Source organism: Rhizobium sp. A22-96 (assembly GCF_053521805.1).
Window position 1 is genome coordinate 473293 of sequence record NZ_JBNWDQ010000004.1, and the last position, 13673, is coordinate 486965.

Annotated in this window: 15 protein-coding genes; 6 read left to right on the top strand and 9 right to left on the bottom strand. The window is 59.3% G+C overall.

Features of this window, described 5'->3' with window-relative positions; all coding sequences use genetic code 11:
* Positions 1–76: 76 nt before the first annotated feature.
* The 3 genes from ACQZ6F_RS20540 to ACQZ6F_RS20550 all read right to left on the bottom strand — a co-directional run bounded on the left by ACQZ6F_RS20540 (position 77) and on the right by ACQZ6F_RS20550 (position 3093).
* Positions 77–1057, bottom strand: coding sequence for a hypothetical protein (locus tag ACQZ6F_RS20540; RefSeq protein WP_449093829.1), 981 nt, complete (start codon positions 1055–1057; stop codon positions 77–79).
* A gap of 232 nt (positions 1058–1289) precedes the next feature.
* On the bottom strand, positions 1290–2519 hold the full coding sequence (chrA, locus tag ACQZ6F_RS20545) for a chromate efflux transporter (protein WP_449093828.1): 1230 nt from the start codon (positions 2517–2519) through the stop codon (positions 1290–1292).
* 109 nt (positions 2520–2628) lie between these two features.
* Positions 2629–3093, bottom strand: coding sequence for a MarR family winged helix-turn-helix transcriptional regulator (locus tag ACQZ6F_RS20550; protein WP_449093827.1), 465 nt, complete (start codon positions 3091–3093; stop codon positions 2629–2631).
* 91 nt (positions 3094–3184) lie between these two features.
* On the opposite strand from ACQZ6F_RS20550, the gene ACQZ6F_RS20555 reads away from it, so the two are divergent.
* On the top strand, positions 3185–3868 hold the full coding sequence (locus ACQZ6F_RS20555; RefSeq protein ID WP_449093826.1) for a glutathione S-transferase family protein: 684 nt from the start codon (positions 3185–3187) through the stop codon (positions 3866–3868).
* 44 nt (positions 3869–3912) lie between these two features.
* Here ACQZ6F_RS20555 and ACQZ6F_RS20560 read toward each other — a convergent pair whose 3' ends face one another.
* Entirely contained in the window at positions 3913–4605 is a 693-nt protein-coding gene (locus tag ACQZ6F_RS20560; protein ID WP_449093825.1) for a hypothetical protein, read from the bottom strand.
* Positions 4606–4924: 319 nt separating this feature from the next.
* Here ACQZ6F_RS20560 and typA point away from each other — a divergent pair, with 319 nt between their 5' ends.
* The 3 genes from typA to ppa all read left to right on the top strand — a co-directional run bounded on the left by typA (position 4925) and on the right by ppa (position 8096).
* Positions 4925–6751: a translational GTPase TypA gene (typA, locus tag ACQZ6F_RS20565; RefSeq protein ID WP_068388787.1), complete on the top strand. Its 1827-nt coding sequence runs from the start codon at positions 4925–4927 to the stop codon at positions 6749–6751.
* Between the two features lie 205 nt (positions 6752–6956).
* Positions 6957–7463, top strand: coding sequence for an N-acetyltransferase family protein (locus ACQZ6F_RS20570; protein WP_449093824.1), 507 nt, complete (start codon positions 6957–6959; stop codon positions 7461–7463).
* 96 nt (positions 7464–7559) lie between these two features.
* On the top strand, positions 7560–8096 hold the full coding sequence (gene ppa / locus ACQZ6F_RS20575; protein ID WP_068388794.1) for an inorganic diphosphatase: 537 nt from the start codon (positions 7560–7562) through the stop codon (positions 8094–8096).
* On the opposite strand, the gene ACQZ6F_RS20580 is transcribed toward ppa, so the two are convergent.
* Both ACQZ6F_RS20580 and ACQZ6F_RS20585 read right to left on the bottom strand, forming a co-directional pair.
* Positions 8097–8411, bottom strand: a complete 315-nt coding sequence (locus tag ACQZ6F_RS20580; protein ID WP_449093823.1) for a DUF167 domain-containing protein — start codon at positions 8409–8411, stop codon at positions 8097–8099.
* Positions 8408–8731 (bottom strand): YggT family protein, encoded by a 324-nt coding sequence (locus ACQZ6F_RS20585; RefSeq protein WP_136686753.1) that lies wholly within the window; start codon positions 8729–8731, stop codon positions 8408–8410. The genes ACQZ6F_RS20580 and ACQZ6F_RS20585 overlap by 4 nt, the downstream gene beginning before the upstream one ends.
* Positions 8732–8846: 115 nt before the next feature.
* On the opposite strand from ACQZ6F_RS20585, the gene ACQZ6F_RS20590 reads away from it, so the two are divergent.
* Together ACQZ6F_RS20590 and ACQZ6F_RS20595 are read left to right on the top strand one after the other, a co-directional pair.
* Positions 8847–10103 carry an MFS transporter gene (locus ACQZ6F_RS20590; RefSeq protein WP_449093822.1) on the top strand — a complete coding sequence of 419 codons (1257 nt, stop codon included), beginning with the start codon at positions 8847–8849 and terminating at the stop codon, positions 10101–10103.
* A 9-nt stretch (positions 10104–10112) separates the two neighbouring features.
* Positions 10113–10733 (top strand): poly-gamma-glutamate hydrolase family protein, encoded by a 621-nt coding sequence (locus tag ACQZ6F_RS20595; RefSeq protein WP_449093821.1) that lies wholly within the window; start codon positions 10113–10115, stop codon positions 10731–10733.
* A 13-nt stretch (positions 10734–10746) separates the two neighbouring features.
* On the opposite strand, the gene ACQZ6F_RS20600 is transcribed toward ACQZ6F_RS20595, so the two are convergent.
* From ACQZ6F_RS20600 to ACQZ6F_RS20610, 3 genes are all read right to left on the bottom strand, one after another.
* The gene (locus tag ACQZ6F_RS20600) at positions 10747–11472 is read right to left on the bottom strand and encodes a glutamine amidotransferase (protein ID WP_077472038.1); all 726 of its coding nucleotides are present in this window, start codon (positions 11470–11472) and stop codon (positions 10747–10749) included.
* Positions 11465–11950 carry a tellurite resistance TerB family protein gene (locus ACQZ6F_RS20605; protein ID WP_068388809.1) on the bottom strand — a complete coding sequence of 162 codons (486 nt, stop codon included), beginning with the start codon at positions 11948–11950 and terminating at the stop codon, positions 11465–11467. The genes ACQZ6F_RS20600 and ACQZ6F_RS20605 overlap by 8 nt, the downstream gene beginning before the upstream one ends.
* A 111-nt stretch (positions 11951–12061) precedes the next feature.
* Entirely contained in the window at positions 12062–13669 is a 1608-nt protein-coding gene (locus ACQZ6F_RS20610; protein ID WP_449093820.1) for a heme biosynthesis HemY N-terminal domain-containing protein, read from the bottom strand.
* Positions 13670–13673: the final 4 nt, after the last annotated feature.

A 13673-nucleotide genomic window follows, 5' to 3' on the forward strand; every position in this document is an offset into this window, starting at 1 on the left:
GGCGAGCTTGCCCATGATCCAGGGTAATCGCCACCCGTTGCCGCCCAAGAATATGTCCGCATTATGATAGCGATGACTAGCTGAGATTTTCGTTGAGGACGACGGCATCAAGCCTGATTGCTTCGCGAAACATCGCCTCTATCTGGTCCCGCCGCTTCTTGCCGTCATCGATGAATCTGAAATCGACCTTTGTCAGGCTGGGCATGGAAGTCAGAAAAGCAAAGCGCTCGGCTCGTAGTTTCGTATTGATGTCCCAAATTTTCAATGAAGCGAGATTGGGCAAGGTTCCTATAATTTCAGGATTGTCCCATTTTTTCATGGCCTGCAGGTCAAGATGAGTTAGCGCCAGCATACCCGAGAGATCGGGGAGGCTCTCAAGATGCGGCAAACGCATCTTCAAAGTCCGCAAGTGCGAAAATCCCGCCAAAGCATCCAGCATGTCGAGCCTGGGGATGCTGCTCAAGTGGAGATATTCCAGAGCTGGCTGGTTAAGTGGCGAGAGGTCCGGAGGGACGTTGCAGGCATCAAGGGTTAGGGCTCGTAGGCCTCGCATCTCTGCAAGGGTGGCATAGGATGCAAGTGCTGTACTGAGATAGAGTTTTTGCAGTCCGATACAGCCGGCAACGGCATCCAACTCTGTAAATTTCCCTAGAAGGCTAAGCTCCTGCAGGCGCCCCAGCGACGAAAGGAAGCTGAGATCGACCGGCGCGCTTGTCTTGAGTTCAAGAGCGTTAAGCGTCGTGAAATTTGCCAGCGGCATGAGTGACTTTTGTTTGACGCCACTCATTTCCAATTTTTTCACGTTGCGGAGAGACGCGAGGGTATTCAATTCCTCATCGCTATAGGCCTGAGATGCGACGGTCCAGACCGTAAGCTTCAGATCTGGTCGTGTTGAGAAGACGCGCGCATCCAGCTCCAATAGATGCGCGAGCGCATCGACACCAAAGGCAAAACCGACACGCCCACCTTGGCGTATCTGTGATGCAGCCTCTGCTATTTTCTCGGAAGTCCACGGCAAACCATTCATGCTGAAGGTAGATTCGATCGCATCATTCATGCAGCTTGCTCGCCTCCGTCGATCATGGCGACCTTGACCTGTTGCGGATATCCCGCAGACGGCTCGAAAATGTCCTGCCTAATTCCGTAGGATATCCGTCCATCTCGCTAATCGACATCAAGCATTCAAGTCTCGATGCAACTTTCCAGCAATAGCTGGAATTCTAGAATGGACCAGCAAACGTCAGGATGGGCAATATCTATCTATGGATGCAAGCTCTGCTTGTCGATTTTCAGATGAAGGCGAGGCCTATTCCCGCCAAGCCCATCGAGACCACGACAATCCAGGGCGGGGTCTTCCAGGCAACAAGCAATACGAAGCCGGCCAGCGCAGCTGCGAAATCATACGGCCGCAGGATTGCGCTCGTCCAGACCGGGTTATAGAGCGCGGCGGCGAGGATACCGACGACTGCCGCGCTGGCACCGCGCATGGCGGCCTGTGCGAGCGGGTAGCGGCGGACGTCATCCCAGAATGGCAAAGTGCCGATCAATAGCAGCAGGCCGGGCAGGAAAATTGCAACAAGCGCAATTGCCGCTCCTGCCAAGCCGTGTGGTCCAGGCCCCGTCACTGCGCCGAGATAGCCCGCGAAACTAAACAACGGTCCCGGTACGGCTTGTGCGGCGCCATATCCCGCCACGAACGCATCGGCACTGACCCAGCCGGTATTGACCACCTCTGCCTGCAAGAGCGGCAATACAACATGCCCGCCTCCAAAAACGAGCGAACCGGAGCGATAGAATGCGCCAAACAACGCCACCCCTTGCGACCCGCTGAGGCTGGCGAGGATTGGCAAGAGGCCGAGCAACCCAAAAAAGCAGATCAGACACAAAAGTCCGACACGCCTTGGAATGCGGAATGAGACGTGGTGCGCGGTGGACGCAAGCTCGCTACGGCAGAACAGCAATCCGGCGAAAGCACCCATGGCGATTGCCGCGATCTGTCCCACCGCATTCGGAACAAAGACGATGATCAGGACTGCCGCAAGCGCAATGCTTGCTCGCTCCTTATCGGGCGTCAGGGTGCGCGCCATGCCCCAAACGGCTTGCGCGACCACGGCGACTGCGACGATCTTGAGGCCATGGAGCAAGCCAGCTCCCACCGGCCCGTCAAATGCGGTTGCCGCCATGGCAAAGGCAACCAGAAGGATCGCCGAAGGCAGCGTAAAGGCTGTCCAGGCGGCAAGCGCGCCTCCAATACCGCCGCGCAGGAGGCCGAGAGCGAATCCGACCTGGCTGGAAGCCGGACCCGGCAGAAACTGACAGAGAGCGACCAGATCCGCATAGCCTTCCTCGCTTGTCCATTTCCGGCGAATGATCAGCTCATCGCGGAAATATCCCAGGTGAGCGATCGGACCGCCAAACGAGGTGACGCCAAGCTTGAGAAAGGCAAGGAAGACTTCGCCAGCGGTGCCTCGGGGCTGACCGATCGCGGCATCGGGGCTTGTTGCTGTTGACGGCTTCACCAATCAATTCCCCGGCTTTTTCAGGTCAGTTCCAAGGCTGTTATTCCCTAAGGAGCCTGCATTGTAAATTCTGCGCTGTGCGCGGGGCGGATAGCCTTCGCCGCACCGATCAGGCTTTGCGCAAAAGCGCGGTCAACAGATCGGCCAATTGATCGGCCTGGGTGTCATCCAGTCTGTCGCCCAGGTGGCGTTGGAGCGCGGCGGCATAGACGGTCCAGATGCGCGTTCGCATCGCATTCCCCGCCTCGGTGATAATCACCCAGCGACCTCTACCGTCCTCGGAAAAGATCTCGCGGTGAACGAGGCCGGCTTTCTCCATCCGGTCGAGGAGGCGGGACAGGTTATGTTGGGCGAGAAGCGTGCGCTCCTCGATCTCGTAGGGCCGCAGCTTGCCGTCCGCGGCCCGCGCTAGCTCCAGCAGCACGTCGTACCAGCCAAGCGGCGGCAGGCCGGCGGCCTTCAAATCCTGCTCGATGGCCGCAAGCGTGATTTGCTGAGCGCGCATGAGGCGCACCCATGCCCGCGTTATGGCGGCGGATGGCTTTGCGGGGGCTGCATCTGAACAATCGGACATGGATGCAATTACATCTATATTGACCAAACTGGCAAGTGCGCATATAGATGCAATTACATCTATATCAAACGAATACTCCGGAGATTCGATCATGTCCGATGCAAAATTGACCCTCGTCAGCCACTATCTTTGCCCCTATGTCCAGCGGGCGGCGATCACGCTTGCCGAAAAGGCTGTGCCGTTCGAGATCCGCTATGTCGATCTGGCGGCAAAGCCCGACTGGTTTCTGGCCATCTCGCCGCTCGGCAAGGTGCCCCTCCTGATCGTCCAGCAGGGCGGCGGATCAGAAACGGTATTGTTCGAAAGCGCCGTAATCTGTGAATATCTCGAGGAAACCCAACCCGGCGTCAGGCTACATCCCGCCGATCCGTTGGCGCGTGCCGGTCATCGCGGCTGGATGGAGTTCGGCTCTTCCATCCTTTCGGATCTGTGGGGGCTCGAGACCGCCAGGGATGAAGGAACGTATGAGGCCAAGCGCAAGGCGCTGATCGACAAGTTCGGCCGTGTCGAGGCTCAATTGAACGACGGGCCGTTTTTCGCGGGCAAGGCTTTTAGCCTGGTCGATGCGGTCTTCGCGCCGATCTTCCGTTATTTTGACGTGTTCGATACGATAAGGCCGACCGGCGTCCTCGATAGGCTGCCCCACGTCATGGCGTGGCGCACCGAATTGGCTTTGCGGCAAAGCGTGCGAGATGCAGTAGTCAACGATTATCCGGATCGCCTCAAGGCTTTCCTGGTGGCCCATGATGCCTGGCTGCTGAAATGCGCCGCCTGACGGATCAGCAGAAAGCCCGAAGAGGGCAGGCGCCTCTAAAAAGCTCACCTGTTCAATCGCCTTCTAATCATTTTCGAAGTGCTCCAAAAGACGCCGAGCGTGACGATTGCAGCGATGCGACCGCAGATCAGAGCGATCAAGGGTAGCAACACGATCGCTAAAATCACGATCTTGCTACCCCTTGGTTCGGATTCGAAGAAGTCGAGAAGCGTCCAGTTGTAGAAAAGAAAGCACCAGACAGCCACGAAAGCTGCACTGCTGCCAAGCAATAGACCCAATAGTCGCGATTTGTCGAAACAAAGCCAGACCATCAGCGCCTGCTTGCGACCGTGGCGCGATAGCTTTGTCAAGAAGCTTGACAGGAACAGAAGCTCGATCATCGACGTGGCGGCAATCAGCAGGCGGCGCAGCGGCAGCCGGGGAAGGGCTGCCGATCTGTATTGGTCGGAGATACTGTTGACAGCTGGCGCTATATGAGAGTTGAGCCAGACCACAGGCGAAAAATCGCCCCACTTCTCCCAAAACGGTATCATGGCAACAATTATGAAAAAAGGTATGCCGTACAGGAGGAAGACGATTGGCGCCATGCCAGCGAAGCCATCCGATGACGGGTAGATACTAACACCTCGGCGGCCCGTTTCGCGGACGGCATCCACAGCCACGCCCATTACATTGTTAAGTGGGTCGTTGCGGGGTTGATTCCGCTTGTCTTCTAGATTTTCAGGTAAATCCGCCATGCTAACCATTCATGCATCTTGGATTTTAGGATGTGTCTGCCGATAATTCCAATGGGAAACATAGCGCAACTTTTCCTGGTGTTGGTTCAGATTACTCCTGAAATATTCAGCCGTCGATAGTGATGATGCTTAAGCTGCCGATTGGGTTACGGTCAGTTTAAGGGCTGAATTATCTGATATCGCCATTGCCTCGGTCATATGCAAAAACACATCCACGCGCCTCCCCCCTTTCGCAATCGCGAAAAAAAGGCTATGAGCGCGCCAAATGAAATTGGCCTGTTTGTTTTATACAGCGCCCCAGCCTCAGAGATTAAGACAAATGGCACTTCGCAACATCGCGATCATCGCGCACGTTGACCATGGGAAAACCACCCTCGTCGACGAGCTTCTGAAGCAGTCCGGATCCTTCCGCGAGAACCAGCGCACCGTCGAGCGCATGATGGATTCCAACGATCTGGAAAAAGAGCGCGGTATTACCATTCTCGCCAAGGCGACGTCGGTTGTCTGGAAGGGCACGCGCATCAACATCGTCGACACGCCCGGCCACGCCGACTTCGGCGGTGAAGTCGAGCGCATCCTGTCGATGGTCGATGGCGCCATCGTGCTTGTCGACTCCTCGGAAGGTCCGATGCCGCAGACGAAGTTCGTCGTCGGCAAGGCGCTAAAGGTCGGTCTCCGCCCGATCGTCGCGATCAACAAGATCGACCGTCCGGATGCCCGCCACGAAGAAGTCATCAACGAAGTCTTCGATCTCTTCGCAGCGCTCGACGCCACCGACGAGCAGCTCGACTTCCCGATCCTTTACGGCTCTGGCCGCGCCGGCTGGATGAACTATTCGCCGGATGGTCCGGTTGAGGATGGCCTTGGCCCGCTTCTCGATCTCGTGCTGAAGCATGTGCCGGAGCCGAGTGTCGGCGAAGAAGACGGCGCGTTCCGCATGATCGGCACGCTGCTCGAATCCAACCCCTTCCTCGGCCGCGTCATCACTGGCCGCATTCATTCGGGCTCGATCAAGCCGAACCAGGCCGTCAAGGTTCTGGGCCAGGATGGCAAGCTGATCGAAACCGGCCGCATTTCCAAGATTCTCGCCTTCCGCGGCATCGAGCGCACGCCGATCGAAGAAGCCCATGCGGGCGATATCGTCGCCATCGCCGGCCTGTCGAAGGGCACGGTTGCCGACACCTTCTGCGATCCGTCGGTGACCGAGGCGCTGCACGCCCAGCCGATCGACCCGCCGACCGTTACCATGTCCTTCATCGTTAACGACAGCCCGCTGGCCGGTACCGAAGGCGACAAGGTTACCTCGCGCGTCATTCGCGACCGCCTGTTCAAGGAAGCTGAAGGTAACGTCGCGCTGAAGATCGAAGAAGCCGAAGGCAAGGATTCGTTCTACGTCTCCGGCCGCGGCGAATTGCAGCTCGCCGTTCTGATCGAAACCATGCGCCGTGAAGGCTTCGAGCTTGCCGTGTCGCGTCCGCGCGTCGTCATGCACAAGGACGAAGCAACCGACCAGATGCTGGAGCCGATCGAAGAAGTCGTCATCGACGTCGATGAAGAGCATTCCGGTGTCGTTGTCCAGAAGATGTCCGAGCGCAAGGCCGAAATGGTCGAGCTTCGTCCGTCCGGCGGCAATCGCCTGCGCCTGAAGTTCTTCGCGCCGACCCGCGGTCTCATCGGCTATCAGTCGGAACTGCTGACGGATACGCGCGGCACCGCCATCATGAACCGTCTGTTCCATGACTATCAGCCCTTCAAGGGCGCGATCGGCGGCCGCACCAACGGCGTGCTGCTCTCCAACGCCTCCGGCGAAGCCGTCGCCTACGCGATGTTCAACCTGGAAGATCGTGGTCCAATGATCATCGAGCCGGGTGAAAAGGTCTATGCCGGCATGATCATCGGCATTCACTCCCGCGACAACGACCTCGAAGTCAACGTGCTCAAGGGCAAGCAGCTGACCAACATCCGTGCCGCCGGCAAGGATGAAGCCGTGAAGCTGACGCCGCCGATCCGCATGACGCTCGACCGCGCGCTTTCCTGGATCCAGGACGACGAGCTGATGGAAGTCACGCCGAAGTCGATTCGCCTTCGCAAGATGTACCTCGACCCGAACGAGCGTAAGCGCTTCGAAAAGGCGCGCACCGCGTAACAGGCAATCTGTATCGTTTCAAAGCATCTGACCCCGGCCATTGTGCCGGGGTTTTATTTTGTGTGTTCGATTTTTGAGCCCTTGTGGCAAAGGTTAAAAAGTCGTTAATTTTTGTGGATGATCCACGGATAAAGCCTGTGGGCAAGTTTGCCGTCTTTATGAATGAGGATGGTTAATTCGGGCCTGCAAGACCAGAGTAGCCGTTATGAAGACGTTGTCGATTGATGTTCGGCGGGCAGAACCCCACGATGCCCGGGCCATTTCGGAGGTGCACCGCCAGTCCTGGCAGTACACCTATGCCGGCATCATTCCGCATCGCGCGCTTGGCCAGATGATTGAGCGTCGTGGCGAGTCCTGGTGGCGCAAGGCGACCAGCGGACCGGCGACGCTACTGGTTCTGGACGTTGCCGGCGAGATTGCCGGCTATGCGACGCTCGGGCTCAACCGCGCCCGCGCCCTTCCGCAGGAAGGCGAGATCTACGAGCTTTATCTGCGTCCGCAATATCAGGGCCTGGGCTTGGGGCGCATGCTTTTCGGCGAGGCGCGCCGGTTGCTGAAGTCGCTCGGCTGCAAGGGCCTGGTGGTTTGGTGCCTCGAAGAAAACGAAAATGCCTATCGCTTCTATCGCGGACAGGATGGCGCGGATTTCTGCGAAGGCATCGAAACTTTCGATCATCGGCAGTTGAAGAAGATCGGTTTCGTCTGGCCCTGACGGCAACTAAATCCTCCACTCTATCGATGGATTGTTGCGTTGCGTCATGATTCCGATTATTTGGCTGGCGGCAACCATCCTTATTAGGGGACACGCATGCGCATCGACGCGATTTCCATTGGCAAGAACCCGCCCGAAGACATCAACGTCATCGTTGAAGTGCCGGTCGGCGGTCATCCGATCAAGTACGAAATGGACAAGGAGGCCGGCACGCTGGTCGTCGACCGTTTCCTCTATACGCCGATGACCTATCCGGGCAATTACGGCTTCGTTCCTCACACGCTCTCCGAAGATGGCGACCCGATCGACGTGCTGATCGCCAGCACCCGTCCGCTGGTTCCGGGCTGCGTCATCAATGTCCGCCCGATCGGCGTGCTGAAGATGGAAGACAATTCCGGCAAGGACGAGAAGATCATTGCCGTTCCCTCGCCGAAGCTGACGCTGCGTTACGAGAAGGTCAAGGAACATACCGACCTGCCCGAGATCACGCTGAAGCAGATCGAGCATTTCTTCGAGCATTACAAGGACCTGGAGCCCGGTAAGTGGGTGAAGATCTTTGGCTGGGGTGGCTCCAAGGAAGCCGGCGAGCTCATTCTCGAAGCTATCGAGCGCGCCAAGAAGGAAAAGGCCTGATCAGGCCTTCGCGATAGCGTTTAATCTTTGCATCAAATCCTCCGGCTCGCCCTCGATCCGGAGGATTTTTTTACGCGCGGTATCGCCGCTGACCAGTTCAAGCGAGGATTTGGGAATGCCCATGCTTCTGGCAAGCAGCGCGATCAGCGCCTTGTTGGCCTTGCCCTTTTCGGGCGCGACCGAGACGCGCGCCTTCAGATAGGATTGGCCGTCGCTGCCGGTCTCTACGCCGTCGATCGAGTCACGCCCTCCATTGGGCGTGAGACGCACGGAAAGCCGCAGGTGATCCGAAGATGCCTGCCACGGCTGGTTCACCGCAGGAAAAGCGGAACGAGCGAATTCCACATCAGCGAGCGGATGAAGAAGATGAGCAGCAGCAGGATGACGGGCGAGATATCGATGCCGCCGAGATCGGGCAGGATGCGGCGGATCGGGCGAAGCGCCGGCTCGGTGACCGCATAAAGGAAGTTGCCGACGGAGCCGACGAACTGATTGCTCGAATTGATGACGTTGAAAGCATAGAGCCAAGAAAAGATGGCGCTGGCGATCAGCACCCAAGTATAAAGATTCAAAGCCAGATCAATGGTTTGAAATAAGGCGAGCATGTCAGTCTCCATTTCGCGGTTGACAGACATGTAGACATTGGCGACTAAACGGGCAAGTCCCATGCTTTGAAGCATGTTGAATCATGTTTAAAAGGCCGTCGAGCGTGCGTTTTGCATCGGCCGCCGCGCCGGAAAGTCTCGCCTCATGTCGTTCGCTGCAAGCGGAGACCGGTTTGCCGCCTTCAGGCACATCGCCTACAGCTATTTCTTCTTCGCGCGGTTTCTGACGGCCTTTGCGACGCAGGTGGTCAGCGTCTCCGTCGGCTGGCAGATGTATGAGCACACGGGCAAGCCGATTTATCTCGGTCTGATCGGCCTGGTGCAGTTCCTGCCGTCACTGCTGCTGATCCTGGTGACGGGCACGGTGGCCGACCGCTACAACAGGCGCATGATTGCTGCGATCTGCATCTTTGTTGGTACCCTTTGCACTGCGGCTCTGCTGTTCCTGACCGTGTCGGGCACCTTTGCGCCGCTGCCGGTCTTCCTGATCCTTACCGTCTTCGGCATCGAGCGCGCCTTCATGACGCCCGCGATGCAGTCTCTGGCGCCAAACCTCATACCGCCCGAAGACCTGACGAATGCCATCACCTGGAATTCGATGTCGTGGGACGCTGCGGCTATTCTCGGGCCGGTCGCAGGCGGCTTGCTCTATGGCGTCGGCGCCGGCGTCGCCTATACGGTGGCGGTGCTTTTCTTTGCCGCGGGTTCGGTGCTGACTTTCCTGATTCCGAAGCCGCAGCAGCGCGTCGCCCATGAGGCGCGAAGCCTGAACGAGATGCTTGCCGGTTTCCGGTTCATCTGGTCGGAAAAGGTCGTTCTCGGTGCCGTCTCGCTCGATCTCTTTGCCGTGCTACTGGGCGGTGCCGTCGCGCTGATGCCCATCTATGCGCGCGATATTCTGACGCTTGGCCCCTGGGGCCTCGGGCTGCTGCGCGCCGCGCCAAGCTTCGGCGCCATCGCCATGGGCCTGTTTCTGGCGACCTATCCCATCCGCAACCGCGCCGGGATCTGCATGTTCATCGGCGTCGCCATGTTTGGCCTGGGGACGCTGATCTTCGGCATTTCGCACACGGCCTGGCTGTCGATTGCGGCTCTTGCGATCATGGGCGCCTCCGACCTGATCTCGGTCTATGTCCGCGAGACGCTGATCACGCTCTGGACGCCGGATCATGTGCGTGGCCGGGTCAATGCCGTCAACATGGTCTTCGTCGGGGCGTCCAACGAGCTTGGCGAGTTCCGTGCCGGCACCATGGCTCATTATTTCGGCGCCATCCCCGCCGTCGTCATTGGCGGCATTGGCACGCTCGCCGTTGCCGTGCTCTGGGCAACCGGCTTCCCGCAGCTTCGCCGGATCGACAGCCTGAACGCGCCCGATCGTGACGGCGAACCGCAGCCGGCGTGAGGTTGCGGCATGACAAGGCAGCCGGATCGATATGGTTCGTTCTCAGCGCTGCGGGAGCATGAGGGTGAGGGCGTCGACTACCGTATCCGCATGGAAGATCGGTCCTCGCCCGTTGCCATTATCGCTCCACATGGCGGCTTCATCGAGCCGAGCACCTCGGAAATCACGGCGGAGATAGCGGCGGAGAGCTTCTCCTTCTATTGTTTCGAAGGGCTGGCCGCAGACAGGTCGCATCACGATCTGCACATCACTTCCGCGCATTTCGACGAGCCGATGGCGCTTGGCCTCGTGTCCGGATCACAGGTCGTCGTCGCCATTCATGGCCGATTGGACAGGGACGATCCGGAAACAAGCTGGGTCGGCGGCCTCGATACGGCGCTTCGCGATTTGATCGTTCAGTCGTTACGGGAGAATGGCTTTGCTGTGATTGCGAGGGCGAGAGGCGAGGCTCTGGCGGGTACCGGGACAGGCAACATATGCAATCGCGGCAGGCGGAATGCCGGCGTGCAGCTAGAGATCCCGAGATATGTCAGGGATGTGCTGATAACAGATACTGAAAAGATGAGACTATATGCCGGATCGATCCGCCGGGCGATCCAGCAATATGATCCAATTCTCGCGGCGAACTGAGATATCGGTCGCCTCAGGCAGCCATCGCCTGCTTGCCCTCGAAGACCAGATCGAGGAATTCCGACAGCCAGGCTTTCAGCGCGGCGTCAAAGATCATGCGGCCTTCCAGATGCTCGCGACCCTGCTGGGCGTTCGGCATGCAGAAGCGGTGCTCGCCATGCACGACCCAGCGCTGCATCATGGCACGCGTGAGTTCGGCGTGGAACTGCAGGCCCCAGGCGTTGGCGCCGTAGCGATAGGCCTGGTTGGGGTAGGTCTCGGCGGTGGCCAGGAGATCGGCTCCATGCGGCAGCTCGAAGCCTTCACGGTGGAAATGATACACCATCTGCGGCCAGCGCATCAGCAGTCGGCCCCGTTCCGTCGGGTTCAGCGCATACCAGCCGATCTCGGTCTTGCCGTCGTCGCGCGCGCCCACCTTGGCGCCGAGCTGACGGGCAAGCATCTGCGCGCCGAGGCATATGCCGAGATAGGGGCGGTTTTCCTTGAGGGGGACCTTGAGCCAGTCGATCTCCGCCTTGACGAAATCATCCGGGTCGTTGGCGCTCATCGGACCGCCGAAAATGACGGCGCCGGCATGGGCTGCAAGCGTCGAGGGCAGGCTTTCACCAAGGACCGGGCGACGGATATCGAGATCGTAGCCCTTCTCCAGCAGCATCTGGCCGACGCGGCCGGGACTGGAACGCTCCTGATGGAGCACGATCAATATGGGTCGGCCTGCGCTCTTCGGCGCTTCAATCATCATTGCCCGTCTCCACCTTGGAACCGGGTGCGCGGGCGGCCGCCTCCTGGCGCTTCATGATGCGCTCGCGGTCGGAAATGCCCATGAGATCGGCGATGCGCCAGATCGCGTGGTCTTCCATCTCGCTGCGCTCACCATCGGCATAGACGATATCCCAGAGAATGCCGAGCAGTTCCAGCCGCTGGGCACCATCGAGATGGCGTTTCAGATCCGAGGTGAAGCGGTAGTAGTCGACTGCCTCGCTTTCGGCTTCCTCGCCGGCTGCGATCAGTCGATCGAGCTCGCGGCCGTCAAGACCGTATTGCTCCTTCAGGAGCTTGCGCAGCCGCTTCTTCTCGCTGTTCTCGATCTTGCCGTCCGCTTCCATCACCTGGATGCAGAGTGCCGCCACCGCAACGCGCGGGTCGTCGGGTGCAAAGCCGGATTTGGGGTGATCCTGGGTCAGGTTATGGAGAAATTCCTGAAAGCGTTCGAACATCCGTTTCCATTCTTAAAGCAGGTGGAGCAGGGTTCTTGGGGGCACCGTGCTCGATCTTTTTGTTTTTCCGCAATTCCGGCAAAAGCGCTGCGTAGCTTTACTGGAATTGCTCTAGAACAACTTGAGCCGTGTCTTGGGTTCCGGTTCAAGCTTTTGGTCTTTCACACCCGGATCATCCGGCGCGCCGCCGAAAAAGGGCCGTGGTTCCGGCTCTTTTTGCGCCGGCTGTGGCGCGGCGACGGATGCGCTCGGCGTCGGTTTTGCCACCGTCGGCTCCAATTCCATGACATAGGTATTGGCTGCTGGCGATACAACTTTCGGTGCTTTCGGTGGCTCCGTCGCGGTTGCGGGAGCGGCCTCGCGCACCGGCGGCAGCGATTTCAGCGCGGCATCGACAGATACGACAGACCCTTCTTCCACCGGTCCCTCGACCTGGCCGAAGGGTGCCTTCCATTCAAAAGCGTCGAGGCGGCCCGTGACCGGCGATAGCGGCAGCCACTTGTCGGATACGAAACCGTCGGCAACCCAGGCAGGGTCGCGCGGGGCGCGCAGCGCCTGTGCCATCCAATGGCGCACGCGGCCCTGGTCATTGGTCTCGGCTTCCTCGATATCGGCCAGAAGCAGGAAGGCGCCCTCGCGGGCATCGATCCGCGCGGCGGCTTCGGCTTTGGCGCGGGCCTTGCCGAAATCGCCTGCATCGAGCGCCGCCTTGGCGGTGAGCAGCAATGCCTCGACATTGTTCGGCCGGATGGCCTCCAGCCGTTCGGCACGCTTCAGCCGATCAACGACGGAATCGCCGCTGCGGGCACGCACATAGGCCTTGCCGATCTCGGGATGCGGCTGGGTTTTCCAGACCTGCTCCAGCATGGACGCGGCCTTGCGCACCTTGTCCTCGCGAAACAGGGCTTTGGAGGCTATGAGCGCCGCCGGCACGAAATCATCCACCAGTTTCAGGGCCGCAAGCGCATCGTCGCGAGCACCGGCCGGATCGCTCTCGAGCTTGTCGCTGGCGCGCGCGGTCAGCAGCACGGCGCGCTGGCGGTTGGCTGTTGTCTTGTCGACGACGTGGGCGACCTTCTGCTGATCGAGCAGCTTGATGGCGTCATCCCAGCGGCCGGACTGACTGCGATATTCGAGCGTCGCCTGTGCCGCCCAGGGTAGATAAGGAGCCTGATCGGCAGCCCTTTCGGCATATTGCCGCGCGGCCTCATGCGCACCGAGGCGCTTGGCTTCAAGGTAGAGCCCGCGCAAGCCGAGCTCGCGCGTTTCCGGGTCGTTGGCCATCAGCTCGAATTTCTGGCGTGCCTCGTCGTGCTTGCCTTCGATCAGCGCCGCCTGAGCCTCGAGCAGATTGATGAGCGGTTCCTGGTCGGCACGGATCAGACCACGGGTACGCGCTGCCATTTTCCGTGCAAGCAGGGCGTTGCCGGCACCGGCAGCAATCAGACCGGTGGAAAGCGCCTGATAGCCACGGTCACGCTTGCGGGCGCGGAAATAGCGGGTGACGGAATGCGGCGAGGTCCAGATCAATCGCAGGAACCACCAGGCAATCATGACGGCGGCAATCAGCGCTATCAATATGCCGGCGGCCACGATCAGCCTGGTCTGGTAGAGCTGGCCTTCCCAGACCAGGGAGAGATCGCCTGGGCGATCCGCAAGCCATGAAAAGCCATAGCCGAGAGCCAGGACGAGAATGGCGAAGATAAGCAGTCTGATCATTGCT